General features: G+C 61.2%; 19 protein-coding genes and 1 pseudogene. 9 read left to right on the top strand and 11 right to left on the bottom strand.

The window, feature by feature from the left end; translation table 11 throughout:
* Positions 1-30: 30 nt before the first annotated feature.
* Together lptC and KRR38_RS30700 are read right to left on the bottom strand one after the other, a co-directional pair.
* Complete coding sequence (gene lptC / locus KRR38_RS30705; RefSeq protein WP_217407632.1) at positions 31-678, bottom strand: LPS export ABC transporter periplasmic protein LptC; 648 nt, start codon at positions 676-678, stop codon at positions 31-33.
* Between the two features lie 3 nt (positions 679-681).
* Positions 682-1098 carry a hypothetical protein gene (locus tag KRR38_RS30700; RefSeq protein ID WP_217407631.1) on the bottom strand — a complete coding sequence of 139 codons (417 nt, stop codon included), beginning with the start codon at positions 1096-1098 and terminating at the stop codon, positions 682-684.
* A 238-nt stretch (positions 1099-1336) separates the two neighbouring features.
* Between KRR38_RS30700 and KRR38_RS30695 the strand changes: the two genes are divergently transcribed.
* The gene (locus KRR38_RS30695) at positions 1337-1774 is read left to right on the top strand and encodes a Rap1a/Tai family immunity protein (protein WP_217407630.1); all 438 of its coding nucleotides are present in this window, start codon (positions 1337-1339) and stop codon (positions 1772-1774) included.
* 85 nt (positions 1775-1859) lie between these two features.
* On the opposite strand, the gene clpB is transcribed toward KRR38_RS30695, so the two are convergent.
* From clpB to KRR38_RS30675, 4 genes and pseudogenes are all read right to left on the bottom strand, one after another.
* Positions 1860-4475 (bottom strand): ATP-dependent chaperone ClpB, encoded by a 2616-nt coding sequence (gene clpB / locus KRR38_RS30690; protein WP_217407629.1) that lies wholly within the window; start codon positions 4473-4475, stop codon positions 1860-1862.
* Positions 4476-4607: 132 nt separating this feature from the next.
* The gene (locus KRR38_RS30685; protein ID WP_217407628.1) at positions 4608-5426 is read right to left on the bottom strand and encodes an LOG family protein; all 819 of its coding nucleotides are present in this window, start codon (positions 5424-5426) and stop codon (positions 4608-4610) included.
* A 166-nt stretch (positions 5427-5592) separates the two neighbouring features.
* On the bottom strand, positions 5593-6783 hold the full coding sequence (nhaA, locus tag KRR38_RS30680; protein ID WP_256449648.1) for a Na+/H+ antiporter NhaA: 1191 nt from the start codon (positions 6781-6783) through the stop codon (positions 5593-5595).
* Positions 6784-6937: 154 nt separating this feature from the next.
* A pseudogene (locus KRR38_RS30675) lies at positions 6938-8238 on the bottom strand (SLC13 family permease).
* Between the two features lie 1188 nt (positions 8239-9426).
* Here KRR38_RS30675 and KRR38_RS30670 point away from each other — a divergent pair.
* The 5 genes from KRR38_RS30670 to KRR38_RS30650 all read left to right on the top strand — a co-directional run bounded on the left by KRR38_RS30670 (position 9427) and on the right by KRR38_RS30650 (position 14508).
* Positions 9427-9957: a MucR family transcriptional regulator gene (locus tag KRR38_RS30670; RefSeq protein WP_217407626.1), complete on the top strand. Its 531-nt coding sequence runs from the start codon at positions 9427-9429 to the stop codon at positions 9955-9957.
* 137 nt (positions 9958-10094) lie between these two features.
* On the top strand, positions 10095-10538 hold the full coding sequence (locus tag KRR38_RS30665) for a MucR family transcriptional regulator (protein ID WP_217407625.1): 444 nt from the start codon (positions 10095-10097) through the stop codon (positions 10536-10538).
* A 326-nt stretch (positions 10539-10864) separates the two neighbouring features.
* Positions 10865-12448: a bifunctional diguanylate cyclase/phosphodiesterase gene (locus KRR38_RS30660; protein WP_217407624.1), complete on the top strand. Its 1584-nt coding sequence runs from the start codon at positions 10865-10867 to the stop codon at positions 12446-12448.
* 540 nt (positions 12449-12988) lie between these two features.
* Entirely contained in the window at positions 12989-14299 is a 1311-nt protein-coding gene (locus KRR38_RS30655; RefSeq protein ID WP_217407623.1) for a cytochrome P450, read from the top strand.
* Positions 14300-14301: 2 nt separating this feature from the next.
* On the top strand, positions 14302-14508 hold the full coding sequence (locus KRR38_RS30650; RefSeq protein ID WP_217407622.1) for a ferredoxin: 207 nt from the start codon (positions 14302-14304) through the stop codon (positions 14506-14508).
* A gap of 154 nt (positions 14509-14662) precedes the next feature.
* Here KRR38_RS30650 and KRR38_RS30645 read toward each other — a convergent pair whose 3' ends face one another.
* Both KRR38_RS30645 and KRR38_RS30640 read right to left on the bottom strand, forming a co-directional pair.
* Entirely contained in the window at positions 14663-15913 is a 1251-nt protein-coding gene (locus KRR38_RS30645) for a type II toxin-antitoxin system HipA family toxin (protein WP_217407621.1), read from the bottom strand.
* Complete coding sequence (locus KRR38_RS30640) at positions 15910-16206, bottom strand: helix-turn-helix domain-containing protein (protein ID WP_254515821.1); 297 nt, start codon at positions 16204-16206, stop codon at positions 15910-15912. Before KRR38_RS30640 ends, KRR38_RS30645 begins: the two co-directional genes overlap by 4 nt.
* A gap of 753 nt (positions 16207-16959) precedes the next feature.
* Between KRR38_RS30640 and KRR38_RS30635 the strand changes: the two genes are divergently transcribed.
* On the top strand, positions 16960-17586 hold the full coding sequence (locus KRR38_RS30635) for a glutathione S-transferase family protein (RefSeq protein WP_217407619.1): 627 nt from the start codon (positions 16960-16962) through the stop codon (positions 17584-17586).
* 244 nt (positions 17587-17830) lie between these two features.
* Positions 17831-19759 carry a bifunctional diguanylate cyclase/phosphodiesterase gene (locus KRR38_RS30630; RefSeq protein WP_217407618.1) on the top strand — a complete coding sequence of 643 codons (1929 nt, stop codon included), beginning with the start codon at positions 17831-17833 and terminating at the stop codon, positions 19757-19759.
* Between the two features lie 4 nt (positions 19760-19763).
* Here KRR38_RS30630 and KRR38_RS37985 read toward each other — a convergent pair whose 3' ends face one another.
* The 3 genes from KRR38_RS37985 to KRR38_RS30620 all read right to left on the bottom strand — a co-directional run bounded on the left by KRR38_RS37985 (position 19764) and on the right by KRR38_RS30620 (position 21436).
* The gene (locus tag KRR38_RS37985; RefSeq protein ID WP_375293483.1) at positions 19764-20015 is read right to left on the bottom strand and encodes a LuxR C-terminal-related transcriptional regulator; all 252 of its coding nucleotides are present in this window, start codon (positions 20013-20015) and stop codon (positions 19764-19766) included.
* Positions 20016-20151: 136 nt separating this feature from the next.
* Entirely contained in the window at positions 20152-20751 is a 600-nt protein-coding gene (locus KRR38_RS30625) for a LuxR C-terminal-related transcriptional regulator (protein ID WP_309141216.1), read from the bottom strand.
* A 229-nt stretch (positions 20752-20980) separates the two neighbouring features.
* The gene (locus tag KRR38_RS30620; RefSeq protein ID WP_217407616.1) at positions 20981-21436 is read right to left on the bottom strand and encodes a helix-turn-helix domain-containing protein; all 456 of its coding nucleotides are present in this window, start codon (positions 21434-21436) and stop codon (positions 20981-20983) included.
* Between the two features lie 68 nt (positions 21437-21504).
* Here KRR38_RS30620 and KRR38_RS30615 point away from each other — a divergent pair, with 68 nt between their 5' ends.
* Positions 21505-22932: an MFS transporter gene (locus tag KRR38_RS30615; RefSeq protein ID WP_375293482.1), complete on the top strand. Its 1428-nt coding sequence runs from the start codon at positions 21505-21507 to the stop codon at positions 22930-22932.
* Positions 22933-22986 lie beyond the last annotated feature (54 nt).

Genomic DNA, 22986 nt, shown 5'->3' with positions numbered 1-22986 from the left:
ATGTCGGACTCTGCCTGTACAGCCTCGGCTTCAGGGTCCGTTGTCTTTCTCGCGGGAAATCATGCGCAGCCTGGCGCGACCGATCAAAGCCATGGTCCGACCTTCGAGGTCGAGTTCCATGGCGTCTGCGCTGAACGTACCGATCGCAGTCTTGCCGGCCACTGGCCCTGAGGCCACCACGCGCTGCGCTCTCAGGTCGATCGCTGTTCGGCTTGACGTGAGTTTGAGGTCATCCGGCGCGACGAACACCGCCTGTCCAGGAATTTGAAGGGTGTTTTCAGCGTAGTCGTAGTCACCGGAGAGCGCTGTCACCTTGGCTGGCCCGCTCTCGAGGTCGATCGCGGCAATGAGCCCCGTCATGCGGACGATTGGTGGGCTCAGCGTCTCTTGTTCCGCATTCTCGACGGAGATCGAGAACGTTCGGCCGCGGGCATCCCGGCCCCGATAGGATGCGCTGGCAACTGCGAACCTTTTGCCGACCGAGGGCACTTTATGACGATCGATGAGAAGACTGACCTCAGGCCGATGCCTCAAAGGGTCCAGCAGCATGATTGCCGCCATCAATCCGATCGCGAACGGCAGGGCGATCGACAGGACCCGAAGCGTATGGTCATGGCTGCCACCTGGCAGCGCGAATGCGCGGCGTTCGTCATCGATCGCGTTCCTCGAGCCCTGCATCGGTCAAGCGGCGCACTTCTCCGCGAAGCCGCCGCGAAGACCAGGAGGCCTTGCCGAAACGCCGCAGAGGCTCCTCGATCGACGCGCCACGCGCACTGCCCTGCCCAGGTCGCTCAGATCGAAAGGTCCGTCGAAGATCGGTCCGTCGGCGCTGGGACGACGGACTTCGCAGGTCCCGGCGTGCAGCATCACGACCGGCGTTCCGATGCTCTCGCAGAAGTACCGCGCCACCGCCGTCGGCGATCCCCAAGAGAGCGCATCGCCGATGACGATCAGGTCGAAATTCTTGGAGCCGGCAACCGCGACGGCCTGCGCCTCCGTCCAGCTATGGTCGAAGCAATCGAAACCCATGCCTGAAAGGGAGGTTTCGATGGCGCGACTGACGGCCATGTTGTCACCAGCAATGAGCGCGCGCGGCATCGGGGCTGCTCCTTATGAGAAGATCGCCCCTTGGTGGCCCATCACCCCGATCGGATCATTCCGGTATTCTACGCAGTTGCCGCGAATGAGATGAGGGAGAGGCTGCCGCGGTCCGGTCGAATTCAACGCCGCGACGACATCTAAGGGACTTTCCCAATCGCAATCCTGCATGTGCGCCCGCAAGCTTTAGCATCACTCCAATCTCGGAGATCCTGCACCGATCATAAGGGCTGCTGCTATGCAGGTTTCGAAGACCATTCGCTGGCAGACATATTTTCGCAGGGCATCCTGTATATGCGCTTTGGCACTTTCGTGCTTTTCTGTCCTCGGTCAGGCAAGCATAAAAACAGATAGCCAGACAGCTGGCGAAGATCCTTCGATCATCAACCCGGTCGCGACAGGCGAAGGACTATTTTCCTATTGCCGAAGCCAGCCGGCGGAACCGATAAGCGCCATTGGCTTCGGCGTATGCCTTGGCTTCATCGAGGGTATCGTCGAGCGCGACGCGATGCTTCCAAAAGATCAGCGACAAATCTGCCCGAGCGACGGCACGCAATGGGGCGATGAATACGAGGTGGTGGTGAATTTCCTTCGCGATCATCCCAAAAATCGCCAGATGCCGGCCCGAGTCCTTGCACTATCGGCGCTTAGCGAAGCCTTCCCTTGTGTCGCGTAGCCTGTCGTAGCTAGCGGACCAGCGGCGGCGCCGAGCATCGAAGCGATAATGCTTGCCCTCCCGGCTCACCCGCCACTTCGCGCTGTCACGCCGCCCTTTGTGCCGTGCGTGAATGCCCGTCTTCGTCGACCATCATGCTGAGGCCTTCGTCGCCCTCGTCGATGTGCACCGTCGAACCGTCGGGAATCTCGCCGCCGAGCAGCTTCTCGGCGAGCGGGTCCTGCAGGTAGCGCTGCACCGCCCGCTTGAGCGGCCTTGCGCCATAGACCGGATCGTAACCGACCCGCCCCAGCCAACGCTCCGCCGCCTGCGTGAGGTCGAGCGTGATCTTGCGATCCTTGAGCAGCGAGGCCACCCGCGCGACCTGGATCTCGACGATCGGCGCCATATGCTCGACCCCGAGCCGGTGGAACAGGATGATCTCGTCCAGCCGGTTGAGGAACTCTGGCCGGAAGTGGCTGCGCACCACTTCCATGACCTGCGGCTCGACGTGTGACACATCCTCACCCTCGCCGAGATTCGCGAGGTACTGGCTGCCCAGGTTGCTGGTCAGGATGATCAGCGTGTTGGTGAAGTCCACCACGCGGCCCTGTCCGTCGGTCAGCCGGCCGTCGTCGAGCACCTGCAGCAGCACGTTGAACACGTCGCTGTGCGCCTTCTCGACCTCGTCGAACAGCACGACCTGATAGGGCCGCCGCCGCACGGCTTCGGTCAGCACGCCGCCTTCGTCGTAGCCGACATAGCCCGGAGGCGCGCCGATCAGACGGCTGACCGAGTGCTTCTCCATAAACTCTGACATGTCGATGCGGACCATCGCGCTGTCGTCGTCGAACAGGAAGCCGGCGAGCGCCTTGGTCAGCTCGGTCTTGCCGACGCCCGTGGGCCCGAGGAACAGGAACGAGCCCAGTGGCCGGTTCGGGTCCTGCAGGCCCGCTCGCGCGCGACGCACGGCCTTCGACACCGCGACGACAGCATCACGCTGGCCGATCACCCGCTTGCCGAGCGTCTCTTCCATCTTGAGCAGCTTCTCGCGCTCGCCCTCCATCATCCGGTCGACCGGAATGCCGGTCCAGCGGCTGACGACGGCGGCGATGTCCTCGCTGGTCACTTCCTCGCGCAGCAGGGCATTGCCGGCCTGGCCCTCGGCCTCGGCTAGCTGCTTCTCCAGCTCGGGGATGCGGCCATAGGTCAGCTCGCCGGCCTTGGCATAGTCACCGCCGCGCTGCGCCTGGTCGAGCTCGATCCGCGCCGCGTCGAGCGCTTCCTTGATCTTGCCTTCGGAGGCGATCTTGTCGCGCTCGTTCTGCCAGCGCGTAGTCAACTCGGCCGACTGCTGCTCGAGGTTGGCCAGCTCGTCGCGCAAGGCGGTGAGCCGGTCCTTGGAGGCCTGATCGGTCTCCTTGCCCAGCGCCATCTCCTCGATCTTGAGCTGGATGATGCGGCGGTCGAGATTCTCGATCTCCTCGGGCTTGCTCTCCACTTCCATGCGGATGCGGCTGGCGGCCTCGTCCATCAGGTCGATCGCCTTGTCGGGCAGGAAGCGGTCGGCGATGTAGCGGTTGCTGAGCGTCGCCGCGGCGACGATCGCGTTGTCGGCGATGCGCACGCCGTGGTGCAGCTCGTACTTCTCCTTGATGCCGCGCAGGATCGAGATCGTGTCCTCGACCGTCGGCTCGCCGACGAAGACCGGCTGGAAACGCCGCTGCAGCGCCGGGTCCTTCTCGACATACTTCTGATACTCGTCGAGCGTGGTCGCGCCGATGCAGTGCAGCTCGCCGCGGGCCAGCGCGGGCTTCAACAGGTTCGAGGCATCCATCGAGCCTTCGGAAGCGCCCGCGCCGATCAGCGTGTGCATCTCGTCGATGAACAGGATGATCTCGCCTTCGGCGCCCTTGACCTCGTCGAGCACGGCCTTCAGCCGCTCCTCGAACTCGCCGCGATACTTTGCGCCGGCGATCAGGCTGCCCATGTCGAGCGCCATCAGGCGGCGGTCCTTGAGGCTGTCGGGCACGTCGCCGTTGGCGATGCGCAGCGCCAGGCCCTCGGCGATCGCGGTCTTGCCGACGCCGGGCTCGCCGATCAGCGCGGGGTTGTTCTTGGTCCGGCGGGCGAGGATCTGCACCGTGCGGCGGATTTCCTCGTCGCGGCCGATGACCGGATCGAGCTTGCCGTCGCGCGCCGCCTCGGTCAGGTCGCGCGCATACTTCTTCATCGCCTCATAGGCGTTCTCAGCCCCGGCGCTGTCGGCCGTGCGGCCGCCGCGCAGCGCCGTGATCGCCGCTTCGAGCGCTTGCGGCGTCACGTTCGCCGCCTTCAGCGCCTGCCCCGCAGCCGTGGTCGTGGCGAGCGCCAGCGCGACGAGCAGCCGCTCGACGGTGACGAAGCTGTCGTTCGATTTCTGGGCGATCTGTTCGGCCTGGTCGAGCACGCGCACGGCATCGTTGTCGAGCCCGGGCGTCTGCTGGGCGCCGCCGCCCGACACCGCGGGTACCTTGGCCAGCGCCTTGTCGACTTCCTGCACGGCGAAGGCGGGGTTACCGCCGGCGCGCTGGATCAGCCCCGCGGCCATGCCTTCCTTGTCTTCGAGCAGCGCCTTGAGGATGTGGTCCGGGGTGATCCGCTGGTGGTTCATGCGGATCGCAACCGTCTGCGCGGACTGCAGAAATCCCTTGGCGCGGTCGGTGAATTTCTCGAGGTTCATAATGGCCTCCCAATTTTGCTCACAGATCGACAGTTAAAGAGGCTTGGCCAAACCTCCATAAGGGATTTGCCGGAGGCGGAGCGGCGATAAGGGATTCGATTGAACCTAACGGCTCCGGAGCCTTGCAACAGTTCACTCACGCGGCGAAGCCGCGGACGTCAGCCCCCGTCTCACAAGAGACGCCCAACCTTCCTCCGCCGTGTCGACGAACTCGAAAAGCTCGAGGTCAGCGCGCGCGATCATGCCAGTGTCGACGAGCGCATCAAAATTGATGACCTGCTTCCAATATGAACTGCCGAACAGAACGATGGGAGCGCTGAGTGCCTTGCCCGTCTGCTGCAAAGTCAACAGCTCGAACATTTCATCGAGAGTTCCAAAGCCACCGGGGAAGATTGCGAGAGCCGACGCCCTCATCGCCAGATGCATCTTGCGCATGGCGAAGTAGTGAAAACGGAAGTTCAGCTCCGGGGTGATATAGGCGTTGGGCCTCTGCTCGCGAAGCAAAGTGATGTTGAAGCCAATGCTCGGAGCGCCAACGTCGTGAGCGCCCCGATTGGCAGCCTCCATGATCCCGGGGCCGCCGCCAGTTGCGATCACATTTTCGCGCCAGCGATGCCTGGGTGCGAAGGCACCGCCGCGCAACGATACGATCTGCGCAAACTCGCGTGCCACCTCGTAATAGTCAGTATGGCGCGTAAGGTTGTCAGCGGCCTTGCGCTCTTCTTCCGTTTTCGCATTGTCCTGGGCCTGCGCTGCAGCCTCCTTCGATCGAATGCGCGCGCTTCCAAAGACAATGACCGTCGAGCGCACCCCCCAGTCCTTCAAGGCGAGATCCGCCTTCGCGAATTCGAGAGCAAAGCGGATTGGGCGCATTTCCTCGCGAAGAAGGAACTCGGTATCCTCCACCGGCAAAAGCAGGCTCGTAGTGTCCGGATAGGCTAGAAGATCCATAGGCGCAGTCCTCGCAGTTAAAGCTGAGCGCGTGCAGCGCATCGCCAACACTTCTGTGAAGGACGCCTGCGCTTCAGGCTTTCCGTAATATCCCGGACTACTGCGGCCCTCGCGGGCGGTGATGTACTGTGCATTTGGCCAGCAAAAGCCGCGACCGGAGCGGCAGCTAGGCCGATGCGGTTGGCGCGTGTTCGCGCCTCGCGGCTCGCAGGACGGCGTAACCGAGCAGCCCGGAAAGCAGCGAACCAACCAGGACACCGATCTTCGATTCGGACTGAAGCAGTTCGCTGCCCGGGAAAGCCAGGAGCGTGATGAAGATGCTCATTGTAAAGCCGATGCCGCAAAGCAAGGCGACGCCGAGCAACTGGAGCCTGCTGGCGTGGGCGGGCATGTCCGCCAATCGCAGACGGACGGCGAGTGTCGCGAAGCCGAACACACCCACGAACTTGCCGATAAGGAGGCCCAATGCGGCGCCGAGGGTCACCGGTGCGAGCAACGCTGTGGGCGGTAAGCCGACGACGGGAACGGCGGCGTTGGCCAATCCGAATACCGGAAGGATCAGGAATGCGACCGGCAGATGCAAGGCGTGCTCCAGTCGGTACAGCGGGCTCTGGGAATCCGCGTCGGGGCGGCCAGGCCTGCGCGCCATCGGAATCGTAAAGGCCAACATTACTCCCGCGAGGGTGGCATGAATTCCGGATCGAAGAACCAGGACCCATAAGACCATTCCCACCAGGAGATAGGGGATCAGTGTAACGACGCAAGACCGGTTGAGCGCGATCAGCACGAGCAAGGCCGCGATTGCTCCGGCCAGGTCGATCAGCGACAACTCCGACGTGTAGAATAGCGCGATGATCACGACCGCTCCGAGGTCATCGATGATCGCCAGGGCAGCCAAGAACACCCGGAGCGAGGCCGGCACGCGGTTGCCGAGCAAGGCGATCACGCCCAAGGCAAAGGCGATGTCCGTGGCGGCGGGGATCGCCCAGCCGGCGGCGGTGGAGCCGCGATTGAACGCCAAGTAGATGAGCGCGGGAACCACCATCCCGCCCGCAGCGGCGATCCCGGGCAAGGCGCGGCGCGGCCAGGTCGAGAGTTCGCCATGCAGCATCTCGCGCTTGATTTCCAAGCCCACAAGCAAAAAGAACACGGCCATCAAGCCGTCGTTGATCCAGTGCCCGACGGTGAGCGGCCCCAGCGGAAGGTGCAGCAGCGCCGCATAGCCAGGGCCGAGCGAGGTATTGGCGATGACGAGAGCGACCAGCGCGGCCGCCATCAACACAAGTCCCGCGGACGACTGGGCTTCGAGGAACTGGCGGATAGCGCTCGGGCGCGCGAGGATGGTGCGGGTCAACAATGGCTCCAGACGCAGGCGATCTCGCTGGCGGCCCGACCAGCGCATAACCTGCCCGCATCCAGTTCAGATACGAACACCCACGATTGGCTATGGCACCCCGGCCGTGTCGGAACAACCCGGCCACCGTCAGTTGGACTTGCGACCGACTTGCCGATCAGAACGGAAAGGCTTCTCGGATGGCGAGGATCGCGACTGCGCAAGTGAGGACGTTGAGCGGAAGCCCCACGCGGACGAAGTCCATATAGCGATAACCTGCCATCTGGTAGACGATCACGTTGGTCTGATAACCGAACGGCGTCGCGAAGGCGGCGCTTGCCGCCATCATCACCGCAACGAGGAAGGGCCTCGGGCTGACCGCGAGGCTGTCTGCAAGGGCCACGGCCACTGGCGTTAGAAGCACGGCGACCGTCGCGTTCGACAAGAGCTCGGTCAGCACCATGGTGACGACGTAGAGCACGATTAGCGCGACTAGGGGGCTCAACCCATTCACGCTTCCGATCAGGAGGCTCGAGGCTTGTTCGGCGAGACCGCTCTGTTCCATGGCAATTCCGATCACGACCATGCCGGCGATGAGGATGAGGATTTCGGGCTTCAGACCGCTGTAAGCCTGGTCCGCGCTAATCACGCGCAGGATGATCAGGAGCACGGCTCCAGCAAACGCAGTGGCCGCGATCGGCGCCACGTTGAGCGCGGCGAGCGCGATTGCGCCGACGAACACGGAAAGCGCCGCGACGGCCTTGCGCGGCTGCAAGGGGCGGTTGATTGCAAAGAGTTCGGCATCGCCCACCTGCGCGCTCGCGATGTGCGAGGGATCGATCGGTTTGCCTTCTTCGCGCTCGTCGTGCTCGTGCCTGGCGAGCAGCCGACCACTGAGCAGGAACAGGTACAGGCCGCCGGCGAGTGCGACGGGCAGCCCGACGGGTGTGATCTCGAATATTCCGAAACGCGGCTGTCCGGCTATCCGTGCCATGTCGTCCACGAGAAGATCGTCGAGGTGCCGACGAGCGTGCAGCAACCGGTGAGCACCGTAATGTAGGAGAGCGGCATCAGGTAACGCTTGGGCGATTGCCCGATAGCCGTCGCTACATCGCGTATGACAGGCGCACCCAGAACCACAATGGGCGTGCTGTTGAGGAAGCACGAGACGCTGCCGATCATCGACAGGAGCAGCCAAACTCCCTTGGAGCCCAGCCGGGTGCACATGCTGACGCCCAGCGCTATGGCCCGGTCGAGCAGGCCGGAAAGCTCCAGGGCGTAGGCGATCACGAAGAGCGAGGCCAAGGCGATGATCGCCGGGCTGGCAAAAGCGCCTTGAACTTCGGATGGCTGAACCACGCCGGTCATCAGCAGAATGGCGGCGCCCGCAAGTGCTACGACGTCGGCGCGTAACCGATCCCAGATCAGCATCGCGACGCCGCCGAGCACCAGCAGCGTCAGAATCTGGTCGACGGTCATCGTGCCCGTGCCTCCGACTATGCTTGGCCGCTGTCAATGGGCCGTCGGCTGGATTGCGGCGAAGGCTTGGCCGAGATCGGTTGGCCCTGAGCCGCCGGCTTGCTATCGGTCCCAGAATGCAAGAGCCAAGCCTCAGGACCAGCCGCCTTGTCATCGCCGGCGGCTTGGCGGCCTTGATCGCGATGGGAGCGGCTGGCTTCCTTGCTGGCAGAGGCAGTTCCCCCCGTCCCCGCCCCGCCCGAGATCGCAACACCGACCGACGCGCCGAGTGCGCCGGCTCCGGAGAAGCCGAGCCTCCTCCAGCGAGGAGACATTATCGCGGCCGCTTACCGTGCAGCTGATGCCCATGCCGCGGGCAGGCCAGTTCCTCGGGAGGTGACCGAACTGGCCGGGCGTCGGTTCGATCTGGTTATCCCGTTCGGATGTGATGGCCCCGCACCGGCCGACAGCAAGGCGCCGCTACGCTGGCGGTACGATGAGAAGCAGCAAACAATCCGAATCCACGTTGCGCGCACGCACTGGCGGCCGGCGGACTGGGGAATCGAGGACCCGGATCCGGCGGGCCCTGGTGCAGAAGGTTTCTGGATCAGCCGGCCCTGGACTTCATCGGAGAGCTGCGCTCGATCGGGCAGCACCGTGCTGGTGACCGGCGCGGAGGCGGTCACCCTCCCAGGACAGACCTTGGCCGTCGCTCAATTCGGATCGGGTGAAGCCGGCAGCGATAGATCCGCATCGCGCGCGTTCGACCTCGTCAAGCGATTGGCACTGGATCGGTTCAATTCCGCCGACGGCTTTCGATTGAGGCTGGCAGGGCGCGTTCGCGCCCAGGGCGGCCGGCCACCTATCCTTTGCTTCCAGCCCGCAGGCGGCGAACAGAGGCCGATCTGTGTAGTGTCGGTTTCCTTTGAGGAGGTCGCTGTCGAGATAGCGAGTTCGGGAGAGCGCCTCGGCACCTGGCCACTCGGACAACCGACCAGCCTTTCGCCAAGTGAGTGATCCAGGCCCAAGATCTCTGCGCGCCGACTATCGAGGTGCGGCAGGCGCGTCTTTCGGGTCAAGAGTTTCACCGCACAGTTTTTCACTCTCAGGAACAAGATGCTGAGGTAGCAGCTACAAACTACTCGGCGAGGTTGACGTCCACAGCTTTGTAAGTAGAGCTAATTGATCCAAAAATGGAGGCACCTATTCATGGCCGACGAAACGTCTGGAACCGATCTTCTCGAACTCGCTACCGAACTGACAATGGCGTGGCTGTCCAACCCCAATACCCGGGCCGCAGCGGAAGACATTCCAACCTTCCTACAATCCATGCACAGCGCGGTGGTAAATCTGGCCACGCCGCAGGCGTTGCCGGAGGTAGCATCGGCGACCGAGTATGTTCCGGCTGTTACGCCGCGCCGCTCGCTCGCATCACCTGACCACATCATCTCGCTGATCGATGGCAAGCCCTACAAGACGCTCAAGCGCCATCTGTCGGGACATGGCCTGACTCCTGCTGAGTACCGCGAGCGCTATGGCTTGAAGAGCGACTATCCAATGGTCGCGGCAAATTATGCCGAGATGCGCCGTGGTCTCGCCAAGAAGATCGGCCTCGGACGGAAGCCGGGAGCCAAGGTGGCGACCAAATCGAGCCCCAAACCGGCGGCCACGAAGCCAGCAGCCAAGTCCAAAGCGCCGCGCGCCGCAAAAGCTACGGCTGAAACCGCGCCCAAGGGCTGAACCGAGCGCGCCGCAGCGGCGCTCAGTGCGTCGTTGCGGTGGTTCGGGTATGTCTCTGCGCCGAGCCGATCGAAGCGCGGTTGCGCCGCCAGAGTCCCGTGATACTGCGCGGCATAACAAGCTTCGGGAGCGTGCAAATGGACACCCCCATTCTAATGGAACTGACGGCCGACATCGTCTCGGCTCATGTCGGGCACAACAGCGTCGCCCCCGCCGATGTTCCCCGCCTCATCCAGTCGGTTTACGGCGCCCTAGCCGGCGTTGGGCAGGAGGCGCCAGCAGCCGCCGCACTTCCCGAGCCCAAGGTTGCCGTCCGCTCGTCGGTCAAACCTGATGCGATCACCTGCCTCGAATGCGGCGCGAAAATGAAAATTCTCAAGCGTCATCTCGCAACCGACCATGGTTTCTCGCCCGATGAATACCGCCTACGCTGGAGCCTTCCGCGCGACTACCCGATGGTCGCGCCCGACTATTCCGCCAAGCGTCAGGCCGTTGCGAAGGCATTCGGGCTCGGACGCAGAGCAGATAAAAAGGTGCCTTCAGATCAGGCAAAGGCGATGGCTTTAACCGATGGCGGCTGAAGACGGGGCCCGCAGACCGTTCGTCGACCAGACGGGCCTAGACCTTCTTGATGAGACCGGCATCTCTCATCTTTCAGATTATAAGGTGTTGCGAGACCAGTTGATCCCGCCTCCGCTCTGGACATCAGCCCACCCGGCGCATCGGGAGCCTCGCGAGCAGCGATAAGAAATAATAAAGCCTCTGCGTGTTAATGGAACGGGAAGAGGGTTCCATATCGGAATTTGGAGCGACCCGCTCCCACTTTCGAGGTGTAATAGAGTCGAGCCTTCGAAATAAAGTCTTTCAAGCATTTGAGTCAACGCTTAATAGATTTCGAAGAGGCGCAATGGGTAAGTATGTTGGCTCGGGCAGGCTGCTGCGACGCGCCGAAGCCTGGATTATCGGCCTAGGCGGTCTAGGTGTCGCCTTCCTCTCCGTGTGTTTTAACTCATTCGATGCCTTTATAGCGTTAGTGGCAGGACACGAAGACTGGCACATTCTTGAACTCGCCACGGTTCTTTTCTATGGCAGCCTTGCTGGCCTCATTATTGCGTTTCGCAGGGCAGCGGACTTACAGCGCGAAATTGTCAAACGCGAGGACGCGGAAAACCACGCCAATTTGCTCGCTCGGCATGACTCCTTGACCGGGCTTCCCAATCGACGGCTACTGAGCGACGAGTTGAACGTCGCAATCAAGGCAGTCGAAAATGCCGCCAGCGAATGCGCGGTTTTTGTCATCGACCTCGATCAGTTCAAGCCGGTGAACGATCTGCACGGGCACGACGTCGGTGATGGCGTGCTGATCGAGGTTGCCAGCCGCCTGAAAGGCGTTTGTGATGAGGGGGCGACGATTGCCCGATTGGGCGGCGATGAATTCGTCTGTGTGATGTCCTATCCGGCCGGGGCAGACGTCCCCGCGCGAACCGCAGGGCAAGTCATTCGGACATTGGGCGAGGCCTTCGTGATCAATGGCACACGCCTCGAGATCGGGGCGACCGTTGGCATAGCCCGTTGCCCGCAGGATGCGACGACTGCCGAAGCGCTCCTGAGAGCGGCCGACGTAGCAATGTACGAAGCCAAGCGCGCCGGGCGAGGCCAATATCACTTCTTCCATGCCGAAATGGATATGCGCCTGCGCGAGCGTGCCGTCATCGAGCTGGATCTTCGATCGGCGCTCGATCGCGGTGAAATCGAGGCCTATTTCCAGCCGGTTATTTCACTCGGCGAGTCCAACATAATCGGCTTCGAAGCACTGGCGCGCTGGAATCATCCTACTCGGGGCTTGCTGGCGCCCGACCTGTTCATCTCCATTGCGGAAGACATGGGCCTCATCGGGGAGTTGTCCTATGGCATCTTGCGCAGCGGCTGCATGGCCGCGTGCGACTGGCCACCTCACACGTCGCTGTCCATCAACATCTCACCGATCCAGCTCAAAGATCCGTGGCTGTCGGCCCGGCTGCTGGCCATCCTTACGGAATGCGGCTTCCCTTCGAGCAGGTTGATCGTCGAGGTGACCGAGAACGCGATCATTGACGATATTGAACTGGTCTCCGAGGTCTTCTCGTCGCTGCAAAATGCCGGTATCCGAATTGCGCTCGACGATTTCGGCAAGGGATATTCGAGCCTCAACCATCTGCGACAACTGCGCTTCGACCATCTAAAGATCGACAGCTCGTTTGTGCTGTCGATGGATGCGTCGGAAAGCCGCAAGATCGTCAGCGCGATCGCGGGGCTCGGCAAAGCCCTGGGCATGCCCGTGACCGCCGAAGGCGTCGAAACCGAGGCATCCGCGGAGACGTTGCGTTCGCTCGGCTGCGAACAAGCTCAAGGCTATTTGTTTGGCCACCCGGTCACCGCCTCCGAGACAGCCAATTCGTTCGATTCGACCGACAGATCTCTTCCCAAGGGAAAGGCGGCATCGAGCCTTTGACCGGACGAGGCTGCGAGTTAGCGGATCAGCGTTTCGTCGCGTAGTCCGCTGTCCGGAAGGACGTGCACACGCTCTTGGTCGAGTTTTGGGTCGCTGGGTGCCACACCGTCGCAGGGAAGTGCGCGGCGGCGATCGCCGACATAGATGGTGTATCGCGGCGGTTGCGATTTTGAACGGACAGAAGGGCAACCCCTTCACCTATGATGGCGAGATCGGGGTCACTCCTGACCTCGGTTCGCGGCGATTACGTTCGCGTCGGATAGAGGCAGGTTTCCTCTCGCAGTGGCTGGCGAACGGCTTGATCGAGGCAGATTTGCCGATGGTTTGCGTCGAGAGGGGGCACAAGAAGGCACTGCTCGAGGTTCCGCAATCAACAAATCGGATCGTAACGACGCGCGCGGTATTGCCCAGATGATGGCATGCTCAAAGGGGCCCGCCGCACTGGTTCAGCGTCAGTTGCTTTTGCAAAGGGGAGCCGTGTTCGGCTATCGTACCGGCCGGGGATGAAGGGACGTAGAGAGCGTCCGATAAGGAGCCGCCATGAACGACCAGGCCCAGGATTTTGATGCAGACGACTTCTTCCTCAGCGACCGGTGGGTCGCTAATCCCTATCCCTATTTCGACTATCTGAGGGCGAAGTCGCCGGTGCAGCGCGAGCCGCATCACGGCATCCTCATGGTCACGGGTTACAACGAGGCGCTGGAAATCTACAACGATCCTGAACGCTTCTCCTCCTGCATGTCGACCACCGGGCCCTTCGCCGGTTGCCCCATTCCGCTCGACGAGCATCGGGGCGAGGACATTTCGGAACTCATCGAGCAGTGGCGCGACAAGACGCCGTTCCACGACCAGCTCCCGACGATGGATCCGCCGATCCACACTGCCCACCGTTCCTTGCTGATGTCGCTGATCACGCCGCGGCGGCTCAAGGAGAACGAGGACTTCATGTGGAAGTTGGCGGACGAGCAGATCGACACATTCATCGACCGCGGCGAATGCGAGTTCATGAATGACTTCGCCCAGCCCTTCGCCGTGCTTGTCGTTTCCGACCTGCTCGGCGTGCCATCCGAAGACCGCGTGGAGTTCCGCCAGCATCTGATCCGGGTCGAGCAGGAGAGCGGCGGCGCTGTGGTCGGCGGTACCGACGGCGAAGTGACGCACGGGCCGTTGGAGTTTCTCTACGACAAGTTCTCGGCCTACATCGAGGACCGCCGCGCCAATCCACGGGAGGACGTCCTCACCGGACTCGCCAAGGCCACTTTCCCGGACGGTTCGATGCCAGATCCGATGGATGTTGCTCGCATAGCCGCCAACGTGTTCGCCGCCGGGCAGGAAACCACGGTCCGGCTGCTCAGCTATGCCTTTCAGTTCATCGGCGATCGCCCCGACATTCAGAAGCGCCTGCGAGAGGACCGCAGCCTCATACCCAATTTCGTCGAGGAGTGCATGCGTACCGAGGGCCCGGTGAAGGGCGATTTCCGCCTCACCAAGATGCCGACGACCGTGGGCGGTATCGACGTTCCCGCAGGCACTTTCCTGTTCATCGCGAACGGCGCCGCTAACCGGGACGCCCGCAAGTTCGAGAACCCCGCGGAATTCCAGCTCGACCGCAAGAACGCACGCCTGCATGTCGGCTTCGGCGCCGGCCGCCACGCCTGCCCCGGCGCGCCGCTGGCACGGGCCGAAACGGTTGTTGCGCTGAACCGCATGTTCGACCGGACCAGCGACATCCGTATATCCGAGAAGATCCATGGGCCTGCCGGAGCCCGGCGATACAGCTATCTGCCCACCTTTATCCTGCGCGGACTGACCCACATCGCCTTGGAATTCGATGCGAAGGAGGCAGGCTGATCATGAAAGTCCAGGTCAATTCGGAGATCTGCGCCGGTTTCGGCATCTGCACGGGAATTGCGCCGGAAGTGTTCGAGCTGCACGACGACGGCTATGCTGTTGTTCTGGTCAGCGAAGTGGCGCCGGAGGATGAGGATGCGATGCGTCGGGCGGAGAGCCAGTGTCCGGCACGAGCGATCTCAATTTCCGAAGATTGTTCCGCGGACTAAACTTGGCTGGGGCCGAGAAGAAATCCGGAAGGTGTCCGCCGTCGCCGACTTGCGGGTCATTCAATGCCCATTCTCGATCTCCCGAAATCGGATATCCGTTCATGTGGAAAGCCGTCAAGATGGCTAACCGGCCGCGTTGATAGGCCAATACGTTTTAGTCGAAGGTTTTTGACGTAGCTGCAATCCGTTCGCTCACGGCTTTTGATGAAGATGTGACGCCAACCGCTTCCGAAATCCTGAGCCACTCATTTGTAGCGGCGCGAACTCGTTCGACAATCAATGTCATTGCCCGGATCGAGATTCCATGGCGTGCACCAACGGACAACACGTGCTCTCTGCCGATGTTTCGGCCCTCGCCGTTGACCGCAAGGTAATGTTCTCCACCAGGCCCGGCCGAGTAGGTCAGGTCATAGGCCGGCGCCAACCGCCATTGTCCGGCATCATCCATCAGGTAGCTGTGCTGTCTGGTATGATCATCGCGATTATGGGCGAGCACGTTGAAGACCATGCGGCGGAAGGCTTCCTCTACATCTACAGCATGCCGCGTGAATTGCCCCGTTGCACGCAGGAACCCATCATAGTCGACGCTTGGAACGCTCCAGGGGGCTTCCAATGCGCCCGAGAGAGAGACCATGTGTATGCGCTGGCCGGGCGCGGGTCTATCGAAGCGCTTGGTCGCGAAATGGCCGGGCCCCTCCTGCGCTGGCAGCAACAGTGTTTCGGCCATATTGATGCCGGCCAGCCGGGCCATTTGAGCATAGGCTTCTTCGACCGGGCCGATGTCAATGGGATCGGAAGGCGCGCGGAACTTTACGATCCACGCTTCGAGATCATCGGACGGGTTAGACTCTGATGTGGTGAAGGACCCATCCTTGGCTATGCCAAGGTGGACTTTCGGGCGAGCGCCGCCGGAGCTGCCACCAAGTGTTGCCAGGGTGTTAATCTGTTCGATCTCGTCCCCCAGCAGGATTGCTCGAGATTGCTCGGCTAGGTCATCGAGATCGATCGAAAGGCCCCCGGGATCCGGGGTCGTGCTGGGCTCGTAGATGAGAGCGCCGCGCCCGTTTGTGCCAACAAGGGCGAGCTTGTCGACACCATTGAAATCCTCAAGGCGGAAACCGAGCTTGCGAAGCTGAAGGCGGATGAGAAGTGAGCCCCAGGCATCCGGCAGGCTATCGGACAGGAAGCCATGAAGACCATCAAACTCGCGTCCTTTCGCCGGCCATAGACCCGGTTCAGGCGGATAGAGCCCGGGGTCGAATTTTATTGATCGACGAACGACGCTCGGATCCCATTCAAGCTGTGCAATTCCATTGGCCGAAGCGATTAGACCGACAGGTTCCGCAGGCGTCGCGCTAGTCCTGTTCCAAGAAATACGAAGAGGTGAGCTAGGTGCTAGTTTCATCCGACATTCTTTCGGGACGGGGCTCGGAGCCGCCGTTTCGGCTCCGCTGCCATTTGCTGCTGGCGCAACAATTCGTCCATCGAGGATGCGGCGGGCGGTGGGAAGAGCGATGTAAGCCCTTCTTCGCAACGAAGTGCGATTGCCGCCCGAGCCAGATCCTCGATGGAGGCCTTGCCTTCCTGTTCCATCCGGCGCCAGGTGCGGTATGCTACTCCAGCCCGAGCAGCTGCATCGGCTTGGGTTATCCCTAAAGCGACGCGGCGAGTTTTGATCCTCGTGCCGAGGCTGGCCATCAGCTCTGAGGCGGTCTGAAACATAGTCCTTATATGGACTACAGTCGGGAAAAATTCAAAGATAATGTCCATATATGGCCAAATGGGATTGAGCCATGAAAAAGCCGTCCGGACTGCGGTTTCGAGTTAGATTCTGACCCCAACAGTTGAACGTGCGTGGCGTCTCGCTTAGCCCGGCTCAGAGAGACCGTGACCGCCAACAGAGCGGCCGTTCACTTGCAAGATCTGGGCCGTTGAAAGCGGACCTCCATTCACGACTTGCCGCGAGCGGGAATGGCTCGTTCACGGGCTTGCAACTGCAGTGATATGAGCATTCTACCCTGCGTCTGCCGAACTGCTGTCAGTCCATGTGTTGATCGTATGACGATGCAATGCAAGTTCTCGACTTGTGGATAAACTTGTGCGTTACTCTGGGGATGACCGAACGTGAAGCACGCGCCAAGCGGCTTGATGAGATGGCTGTTGAGGCAACTGGACTTGAGAAAGGGCAAAGTCTGGCGGCTGAGGCAGATCGCCTCCGCGCAATCGATTACGGCAGATGGCGCTTTCGTTATCTGAGGCTTCCGCTGCTCAGGAATTGATTCGACCTTCTGTAAGCAACCGGCAGACAGGCCTCGGCGACGTTGCGGACATTCGCGTCCCTTCGGGTGACCTCGGAACTGTCATTCGCCCATTTGAAGGCGTTTGCTTGGAGTGCCAAGGTCAAATGGCTTTGCTAGGGTTATCGTCAGTCGTTGTTGGAAGGGGCCGCCGATGATTGTCGTTTGGGGCGGACAGACGTCGCGATCGATCCGGGTCGTCTGGGTGCTGGAGGAGATGGGCCTTCCCTACTGCTTGCGGCAGGTCGACATGCTGGCCGCCGAGCAAGATCCCGAATTTTTGGCGGTCAACCCAGCCGACTACATCCCGGCGATTCAGGACGGCGACGTCACCATGGTGGAGTCGATCGCGATCATGGAATACCTCATGGCGCGCTATGGGCCGACGCCGCTGTCGCCGGCGCCGCACGAACCGAACTTCGCCGCGTACCAGCAGTTTCTGCACCTCGGGGAAGCTGGCCTCGCGACTCTGATGATGCCCGTCGTTGTCAGCCGGTTCATCGCGCCCGAGACCGAGAGGCACAACTGGGGCGCCACCTGGTGCCTGCGGTCGTTCCAGAAACGACTGAAGCTGGTTAGCGTGGCGCTCGCCAGTTCGCCCTACCTCGCGGGCGAGGCTTTCACTGCTGCTGATATCTCGGTCACCTACGCCTTGAACTTGGGCCAAAGGAATTGCGGCATCACCCTCGGCGACGCCGAACAAGCCTACATCGCCCGCACTACGGGCCGCGACGCCTACAAGCGCGCCATGGAGCGTTCGCACGAAGGAGTAAGCGCCTAAACCTATGCGTGCTCCGCCGGTGGGGCGTGAGACGGGAGCCACCGACAAAGGCGCAAAGCGGGGGCCGCCGGATGGGTACAACCAAACGGCCGATGCGAACCGTCGGATCGGCGACGATCGGCTGTAATTAAGACTACAACACGCGTTGGGCGCGCAATTTCTAAAAGGGTGGTTAACTCGGAACTGCGGTTGTCAACATCTAGTTTTTGACAGCTTCTCAATGATCTAAGCGCAGATCGGATAAATGAAATTTCCATTCCCCTTTCGACAGTGGGAGGCGAAGGCAGGAGCGCAGTTCGAAGTCGCTCAGGTCGGGAAGCTGCGGCGTCAGATCGCACCGCTATACGTGCTGTTGACATTGAGCGCAGCGTCGCTCGCTTTCACCTATCGCACGCTTGCGCCCGTCTGGCTGACCCTAGTGATGCCCGCGCTTTTGATCGCGGCGTGCATGACGCGAATGATAGGTTGGGGCCTGATGGGGCAACAAGGCGAGGTTACGCCCGCCCAGGCTCGAACTGCTCTACGGCGGACAACGGTTGTAGGAGCAATGTTTGCGGTGACGTTCTCGGCGTGGACACTCGCCCTCGATCAATATGGAGGAATTCGCGAGCATAGCCACCTCGCGATGTTCGTCGCGATAAGTGTCCTTGGGTGCGTGTTTTGCCTTGGCTATCATCCCAGGGCAGCTTCCGTAATATGCCTGATCGATGTCGGGACATTTCTCGTCCATAGTTTCAACCGCGGATCCAAGGTCGACATCGCGATCGCGATCAACGTCGCGCTAGTGACAGCGGTGATCCTCAAAGTCCTGCGCGACTCCTTCGCTTCGTTCATAACCCTTGAAATCTCGCAGAGAGCGCTTGAGCAAAAGCGCGAAGAGACCCAGAATTTGTGCGAAGAAAATGCGCTTCTTGCCCAGACGGATGCCTTGACCGGCTTGCCCAATCGCCGATTTTTCTTTGCGGAGCTGGAGCGAATGTTGGCTGCGGATGGCCAGGCATTTACAGTCGCCGTCCTTGACCTTGACGGATTCAAGCCTGTGAACGATGGCTTTGGCCATGCTCTCGGAGATCAGCTACTTCAGATAATTGCTCATCGGCTGCGGCCAGCTACAGATTCTATTGTCGCGGCAAGACTCGGCGGCGATGAGTTCGGTCTCTTGATCAAGCATGAAGCACCAGACGCAATCCGCTATGCGCGATGGATCTGCGATAAGGTGAAGGAATCGATTCCTCTTTCAGATGCGACGGTAACAGTCGGGTGCTCGCTTGGACTAGCGAGCTATCCCGAAGTGGGTCGCACAGCGCAGGACCTTTTCGATCGCGCCGACTTCGCACTCTATTATGCGAAGTCCCACAAGCGGGGCGGGTATGTCATTTTCTCGTCAGAACTTGCGGAGATTGTCCGCTCAGATCGGGAAATCGAGAAGGCCTTCCAGGTCGCCGAACTTGAGCGCGAGCTTACCGTCGCGTTTCAGCCGATATTTGCGACCAATGACCTCGCTCTCGTTGGCGTGGAGGCGCTTGCCCGGTGGAATTCGCCGCACGTCGGCATCGTTTCCCCGGAGCAACTCATCTCGGCTGCCGAACGCGCAGGAATGGCTCGTCGCACAACTCTGACTCTTTTCGGGAAAGCCTTGGAGGGAGCAGCTTGGCTGCCAGAAAACGTCCGCCTCAATTTTAACCTCTCGGCTCTCGATGTCGCGGATGACGTCACCGTCTCGCTTATCCTCGAGCGCTTGGATATGTCGGGTTTACGGCCCGAAAGGATAGTATTCGAACTCACCGAAAACGCTTTGGTGAAAGACCTCGACGCCGCTAGAGTTTCACTGGAGAGACTGCGAAATACCGGAGCTAAGCTGGCTCTAGACGACTTTGGCACCGGATTTTCGAGCCTGTCCACGCTTCACCGACTCCCCTTCGATATCGTAAAAGTAGATCGCAGTTTTGCCGCCAGACTGCACGACGCGCCCGGTCGGCGGCTGATCGCCGCAATTCGTGGCCTGGCCGATGCCCTGTCACTGCAGTGCGTTCTAGAGGGTATCGAAACCGAAGAGCAGCTTCACGAAGCAACTGCGGCCGGCTTCGGCTTCGTACAAGGCTATCACCTAGCCTCCCCAGGACTGATCGGCGATGTTCTCGCGGCGCTCGAGCTTGCTCGAGAGGCAGCCTGATTGATTAGGGCAGCATTTGGCTGACATGTGCGGCCTGAAAAGGAAATTGACGGCATGATCCTTCGCGGGACACTGGAGTCCAACGGCTCGAAGGCCAGGAGCGACGCTTCGATTGCCGAGCGGACCGCTTCGCGCTACACTTAGCTTTGATTTTGAACTGCAGGTTGGCGCGGTGCAGCTCGGCAGTGCGAGGGCTGATACCGAGATACTTACCTGTAAGGCGGTTAATGCGGCCCTCGGCGATGCCAGCGAGCATTCCCTTCTAGCGCCGAGAACCGCCGACTGTGCAGTCGTTGCTTTGGGCTAGCCCATTCGAGCACGAGCTTGTCTTCCGACAAAGGCGATTGAAGGCTCCTCGCTGCCTTATGGATGCTTTTTCGCGGATGGCGCCGTCAGGCTGCCAGAGCGATTTTGATGATTGCAGGCTTGAAAGCCGGCAGCGACGCCTCGATAGCGACGCGAATTGCCTCGGCGCTGTGCTTGGCTCCGATTTTCGCGAGGAGATTGGCGCGGTGCAATTCGACCGTGCGGGGGCTGATGCCTAGGTGCTCGCCGATCAGCCGGTTGCTCAGACCTTCGACCATGCCGGCGAGGATTTCTCGCTCTCGCCGCGAGAGCTTTTCGATCCGCGCCGCCGCCAGAACCTGACGCGAACCGCCTGCGGCCAGCGCATTCGAGCGATTGCAGGCACCTTGCAGTACCCGGGTCAAGGTCTCGCCGCAGCCCGGCCAAACAGCAAAGCCGACGGCTCCTTCGAGCACGGCTTCGACAATGTCGCATGGCTCCGGGCTGCTCGAATAGGCCACGATCGGAAGCCAGCCCTGGCGGCCGCAGATCTCCCGAGCGAGGGAGGCGACGGCATTCGCTTCATCGTGCATGAGGACCAGGCCGGATTTGGGCCAGGACGCCACGAACTCTTCGATGGTCTCGAATGGTTCGGCGCGGATGCCTTGGTTATTGAGATAGAAGGAGATCGACGCACGGCGCCGCACGTCCGCATCGATAATGAAAACGAGATCTTGCATGGCGGACTTGGACCTTGGGCATTGATGCGATCGGTGTGCGATCACGAAGTGCTAGCCGCGGGCCATCGGAAATAATGGTTAGATTCCGATGACGCTGATTTCGTAGAACTACGTAGGCGGGCGAATGCTTCCGCCGACATTGTTGCCGTTCAATGTCCATTCGTGGTTACGCAAAAGCAGCCATCGGTTCATCGAGCTAAGTAAGGGTTGGGCCCGACTTGCTCATCCGAGGATCCAGGCGCGCCGGCACTACCTTACCCCCTCGGGCCGCTGCGACTTTCAGCAGGCGCCGGAATGAAGGACATTCCATGTGGCTAGGCGCCGGGCATGACGCGGCATGTTCGAGGCCGTTCTTGAGCGCGCTAAGCTGCTTGATCGTCCGATCCAGTTCGTTCGCCTTGTGTGATAGTAAACTGCGGTCGATCTGAGCTGCGAGGCCGTTGCCGAACATCGCCCTGATCTGGTCGAGCGAAAAACCGGCCATCCGGCCGAGCGCAATCAAGGACAGGCGGCCGAATACATCGTGGCCGAAAGTGCGCCGGAGTCCGCGCCGATCCAGAGATTCAATCAGACCTTTCTCCTCATAGAAGCGCAGCGTCGAGGCCGGGACACCCGAGCGCTTGGCGACCTCCGAAATTTCGATCAGTTTCATGCTTGACCTCAAGTCGACTTAAAGTGGCATCGTGCTGTGAACTGACAGTCGGGACAAGGACAATCACGATGAAAAAGGCCTCACAATCCAACTCTCAGAGATCGTCATCTTGGGCACTGGCCGGGCTCTCACTGACGATGCTGATGCCATCGCTTGCGACCAGTACGGCAAACATCGCTTTGCCCGATCTTGCGCGGACTTTCGCAGCATCGTTTCAAGCGGCCCAATGGATCGTGCTCAGCTATCTGTTGACCGTCACCGCGCTGATCGTGGCGGTCGGTCGTCTTGGAGACGTGCTGGGTCGGCGCCGCTTGTTGCTGATTGGTACGATAATCTTCGCAGGAGCATCTTTGCTCTGCGGCCTATCGCCAAGCCTCGAGTTGCTGATCGTCGCCCGGGTTGCCCAGGGGGCGGGCGCCGCGATCATGATGGCATTGACGATGGCCTTTGTCGGCGCGGTGGTACCGCCTGAACGGACTGGAAGCGCCATGGGTCTTCTCGGCTCCATGTCGGCTGTCGGCACGACGCTGGGACCGGCAGTTGGCGGGCTTCTGATCGTATGGGCAGGCGCCAAGGCGATATTCCTGATCAACGTGCCGATTGCTGGTCTCGCCTTAGCGATCGCAATAGGCACCCTGCCGCGAGATCTTCCGCGCACAGCGGCGACAGCCCTGCGTTTCGACGTCGGGGGCATGGGTCTCATGGTCACCGCGCTCACCGCCTATGCCTTGACGTTGACGCTGAGCCGCGGGCAATTTGGATTGCTGAATGCTGCAGCCCTCATTGTCGCTTTCGCCGCAAGCATCGGCTTTGTCGCCGTAGAAATCAAAGTGACTTCGCCGCTTGTCCGGATAGACATGTTCCGTAACCGAGAGCTGGTCGCCGGGCTTGCTGCCAACGTGCTCGTCTCGGCGGTCATGATGGCGACACTGATCGTCGGCCCGTTCTATTTGACCAAAGCCATCTCGCTGCGCCCTGCCGCCGCGGGGCTCATCCTCGCTATCGGTCCGCTCGCTGCCGCAATTGCCGGGGTGCCGGCAGGCCGAATTGTCGATCGCTTTGGTTCGGAGCGCGCCGCGCTTGCCGGTCTCGCTGCTCTTGCTGTCGGGGCTACTGCTTTGTCCGTGGTCCCCGCGAGCTTCGGCATTGCGGGATATGCCGTGCCGATTGTCGTTATGACGACCGCCTACGGGCTGTTCCAGGCGGCCAACAACACGAAGATCATGACACGCGCCAATGCGGCAGAACGCGGCGTCGTCTCGGGGCTGCTAAACCTGTCGCGCAATCTCGGGCTGATCACGGGGGCATCGGCCATGGGCGCCGTTTTTGCCTGGGGAACGGCGGTGCGTGACGTGGTAACGGCATCGCCCAAAGCGATCACGGCGGGCATGCATTCGACGTTCGGAATTGCCGCCATCCTCATTGTGGTTTCGCTACTGATCTCTGTGCGCGCGGGGTCCGATGTTCTCAGGCGAGAAGCTGCGGCAGCAGGCTAAGCTGGGGCACGAGTGCAAGCGAAATCGCCAATCCTCAGAAAAACCGGAGCTTCG

It is taken from the genome of Novosphingobium sp. G106 (assembly GCF_019075875.1).
Classification (GTDB): domain Bacteria; phylum Pseudomonadota; class Alphaproteobacteria; order Sphingomonadales; family Sphingomonadaceae; genus Novosphingobium.
Note: the sequence above shows the minus strand (reverse complement) of the source record. Positions and strands in the feature narration are given on the sequence as shown.

Coding starts and splice junctions, on each gene's coding strand:
- KRR38_RS30635 (WP_217407619.1), top strand. CDS start 16,960: ATGATTGTCGTTTGGGGCGGACAGACGTCGCGATCGATCCGGGTCGTC.
- KRR38_RS30685 (WP_217407628.1), bottom strand. CDS start 5,426: ATGGATCTTCTAGCCTATCCGGACACTACGAGCCTGCTTTTGCCGGTG.
- lptC (WP_217407632.1), bottom strand. CDS start 678: ATGCAGGGCTCGAGGAACGCGATCGATGACGAACGCCGCGCATTCGCG.
- KRR38_RS30700 (WP_217407631.1), bottom strand. CDS start 1,098: ATGCCGCGCGCGCTCATTGCTGGTGACAACATGGCCGTCAGTCGCGCC.
- KRR38_RS30650 (WP_217407622.1), top strand. CDS start 14,302: ATGAAAGTCCAGGTCAATTCGGAGATCTGCGCCGGTTTCGGCATCTGC.
- KRR38_RS37985 (WP_375293483.1), bottom strand. CDS start 20,015: ATGCTCGCTGGCATCGCCGAGGGCCGCATTAACCGCCTTACAGGTAAG.
- KRR38_RS30670 (WP_217407626.1), top strand. CDS start 9,427: ATGGCCGACGAAACGTCTGGAACCGATCTTCTCGAACTCGCTACCGAA.
- KRR38_RS30665 (WP_217407625.1), top strand. CDS start 10,095: ATGGACACCCCCATTCTAATGGAACTGACGGCCGACATCGTCTCGGCT.
- KRR38_RS30645 (WP_217407621.1), bottom strand. CDS start 15,913: ATGAAACTAGCACCTAGCTCACCTCTTCGTATTTCTTGGAACAGGACT.
- KRR38_RS30695 (WP_217407630.1), top strand. CDS start 1,337: ATGCAGGTTTCGAAGACCATTCGCTGGCAGACATATTTTCGCAGGGCA.
- KRR38_RS30615 (WP_375293482.1), top strand. CDS start 21,505: ATGAAAAAGGCCTCACAATCCAACTCTCAGAGATCGTCATCTTGGGCA.
- KRR38_RS30655 (WP_217407623.1), top strand. CDS start 12,989: ATGAACGACCAGGCCCAGGATTTTGATGCAGACGACTTCTTCCTCAGC.
- KRR38_RS30630 (WP_217407618.1), top strand. CDS start 17,831: ATGAAATTTCCATTCCCCTTTCGACAGTGGGAGGCGAAGGCAGGAGCG.
- KRR38_RS30660 (WP_217407624.1), top strand. CDS start 10,865: ATGGGTAAGTATGTTGGCTCGGGCAGGCTGCTGCGACGCGCCGAAGCC.
- KRR38_RS30640 (WP_254515821.1), bottom strand. CDS start 16,206: ATGGCCAGCCTCGGCACGAGGATCAAAACTCGCCGCGTCGCTTTAGGG.
- KRR38_RS30620 (WP_217407616.1), bottom strand. CDS start 21,436: ATGAAACTGATCGAAATTTCGGAGGTCGCCAAGCGCTCGGGTGTCCCG.
- clpB (WP_217407629.1), bottom strand. CDS start 4,475: ATGAACCTCGAGAAATTCACCGACCGCGCCAAGGGATTTCTGCAGTCC.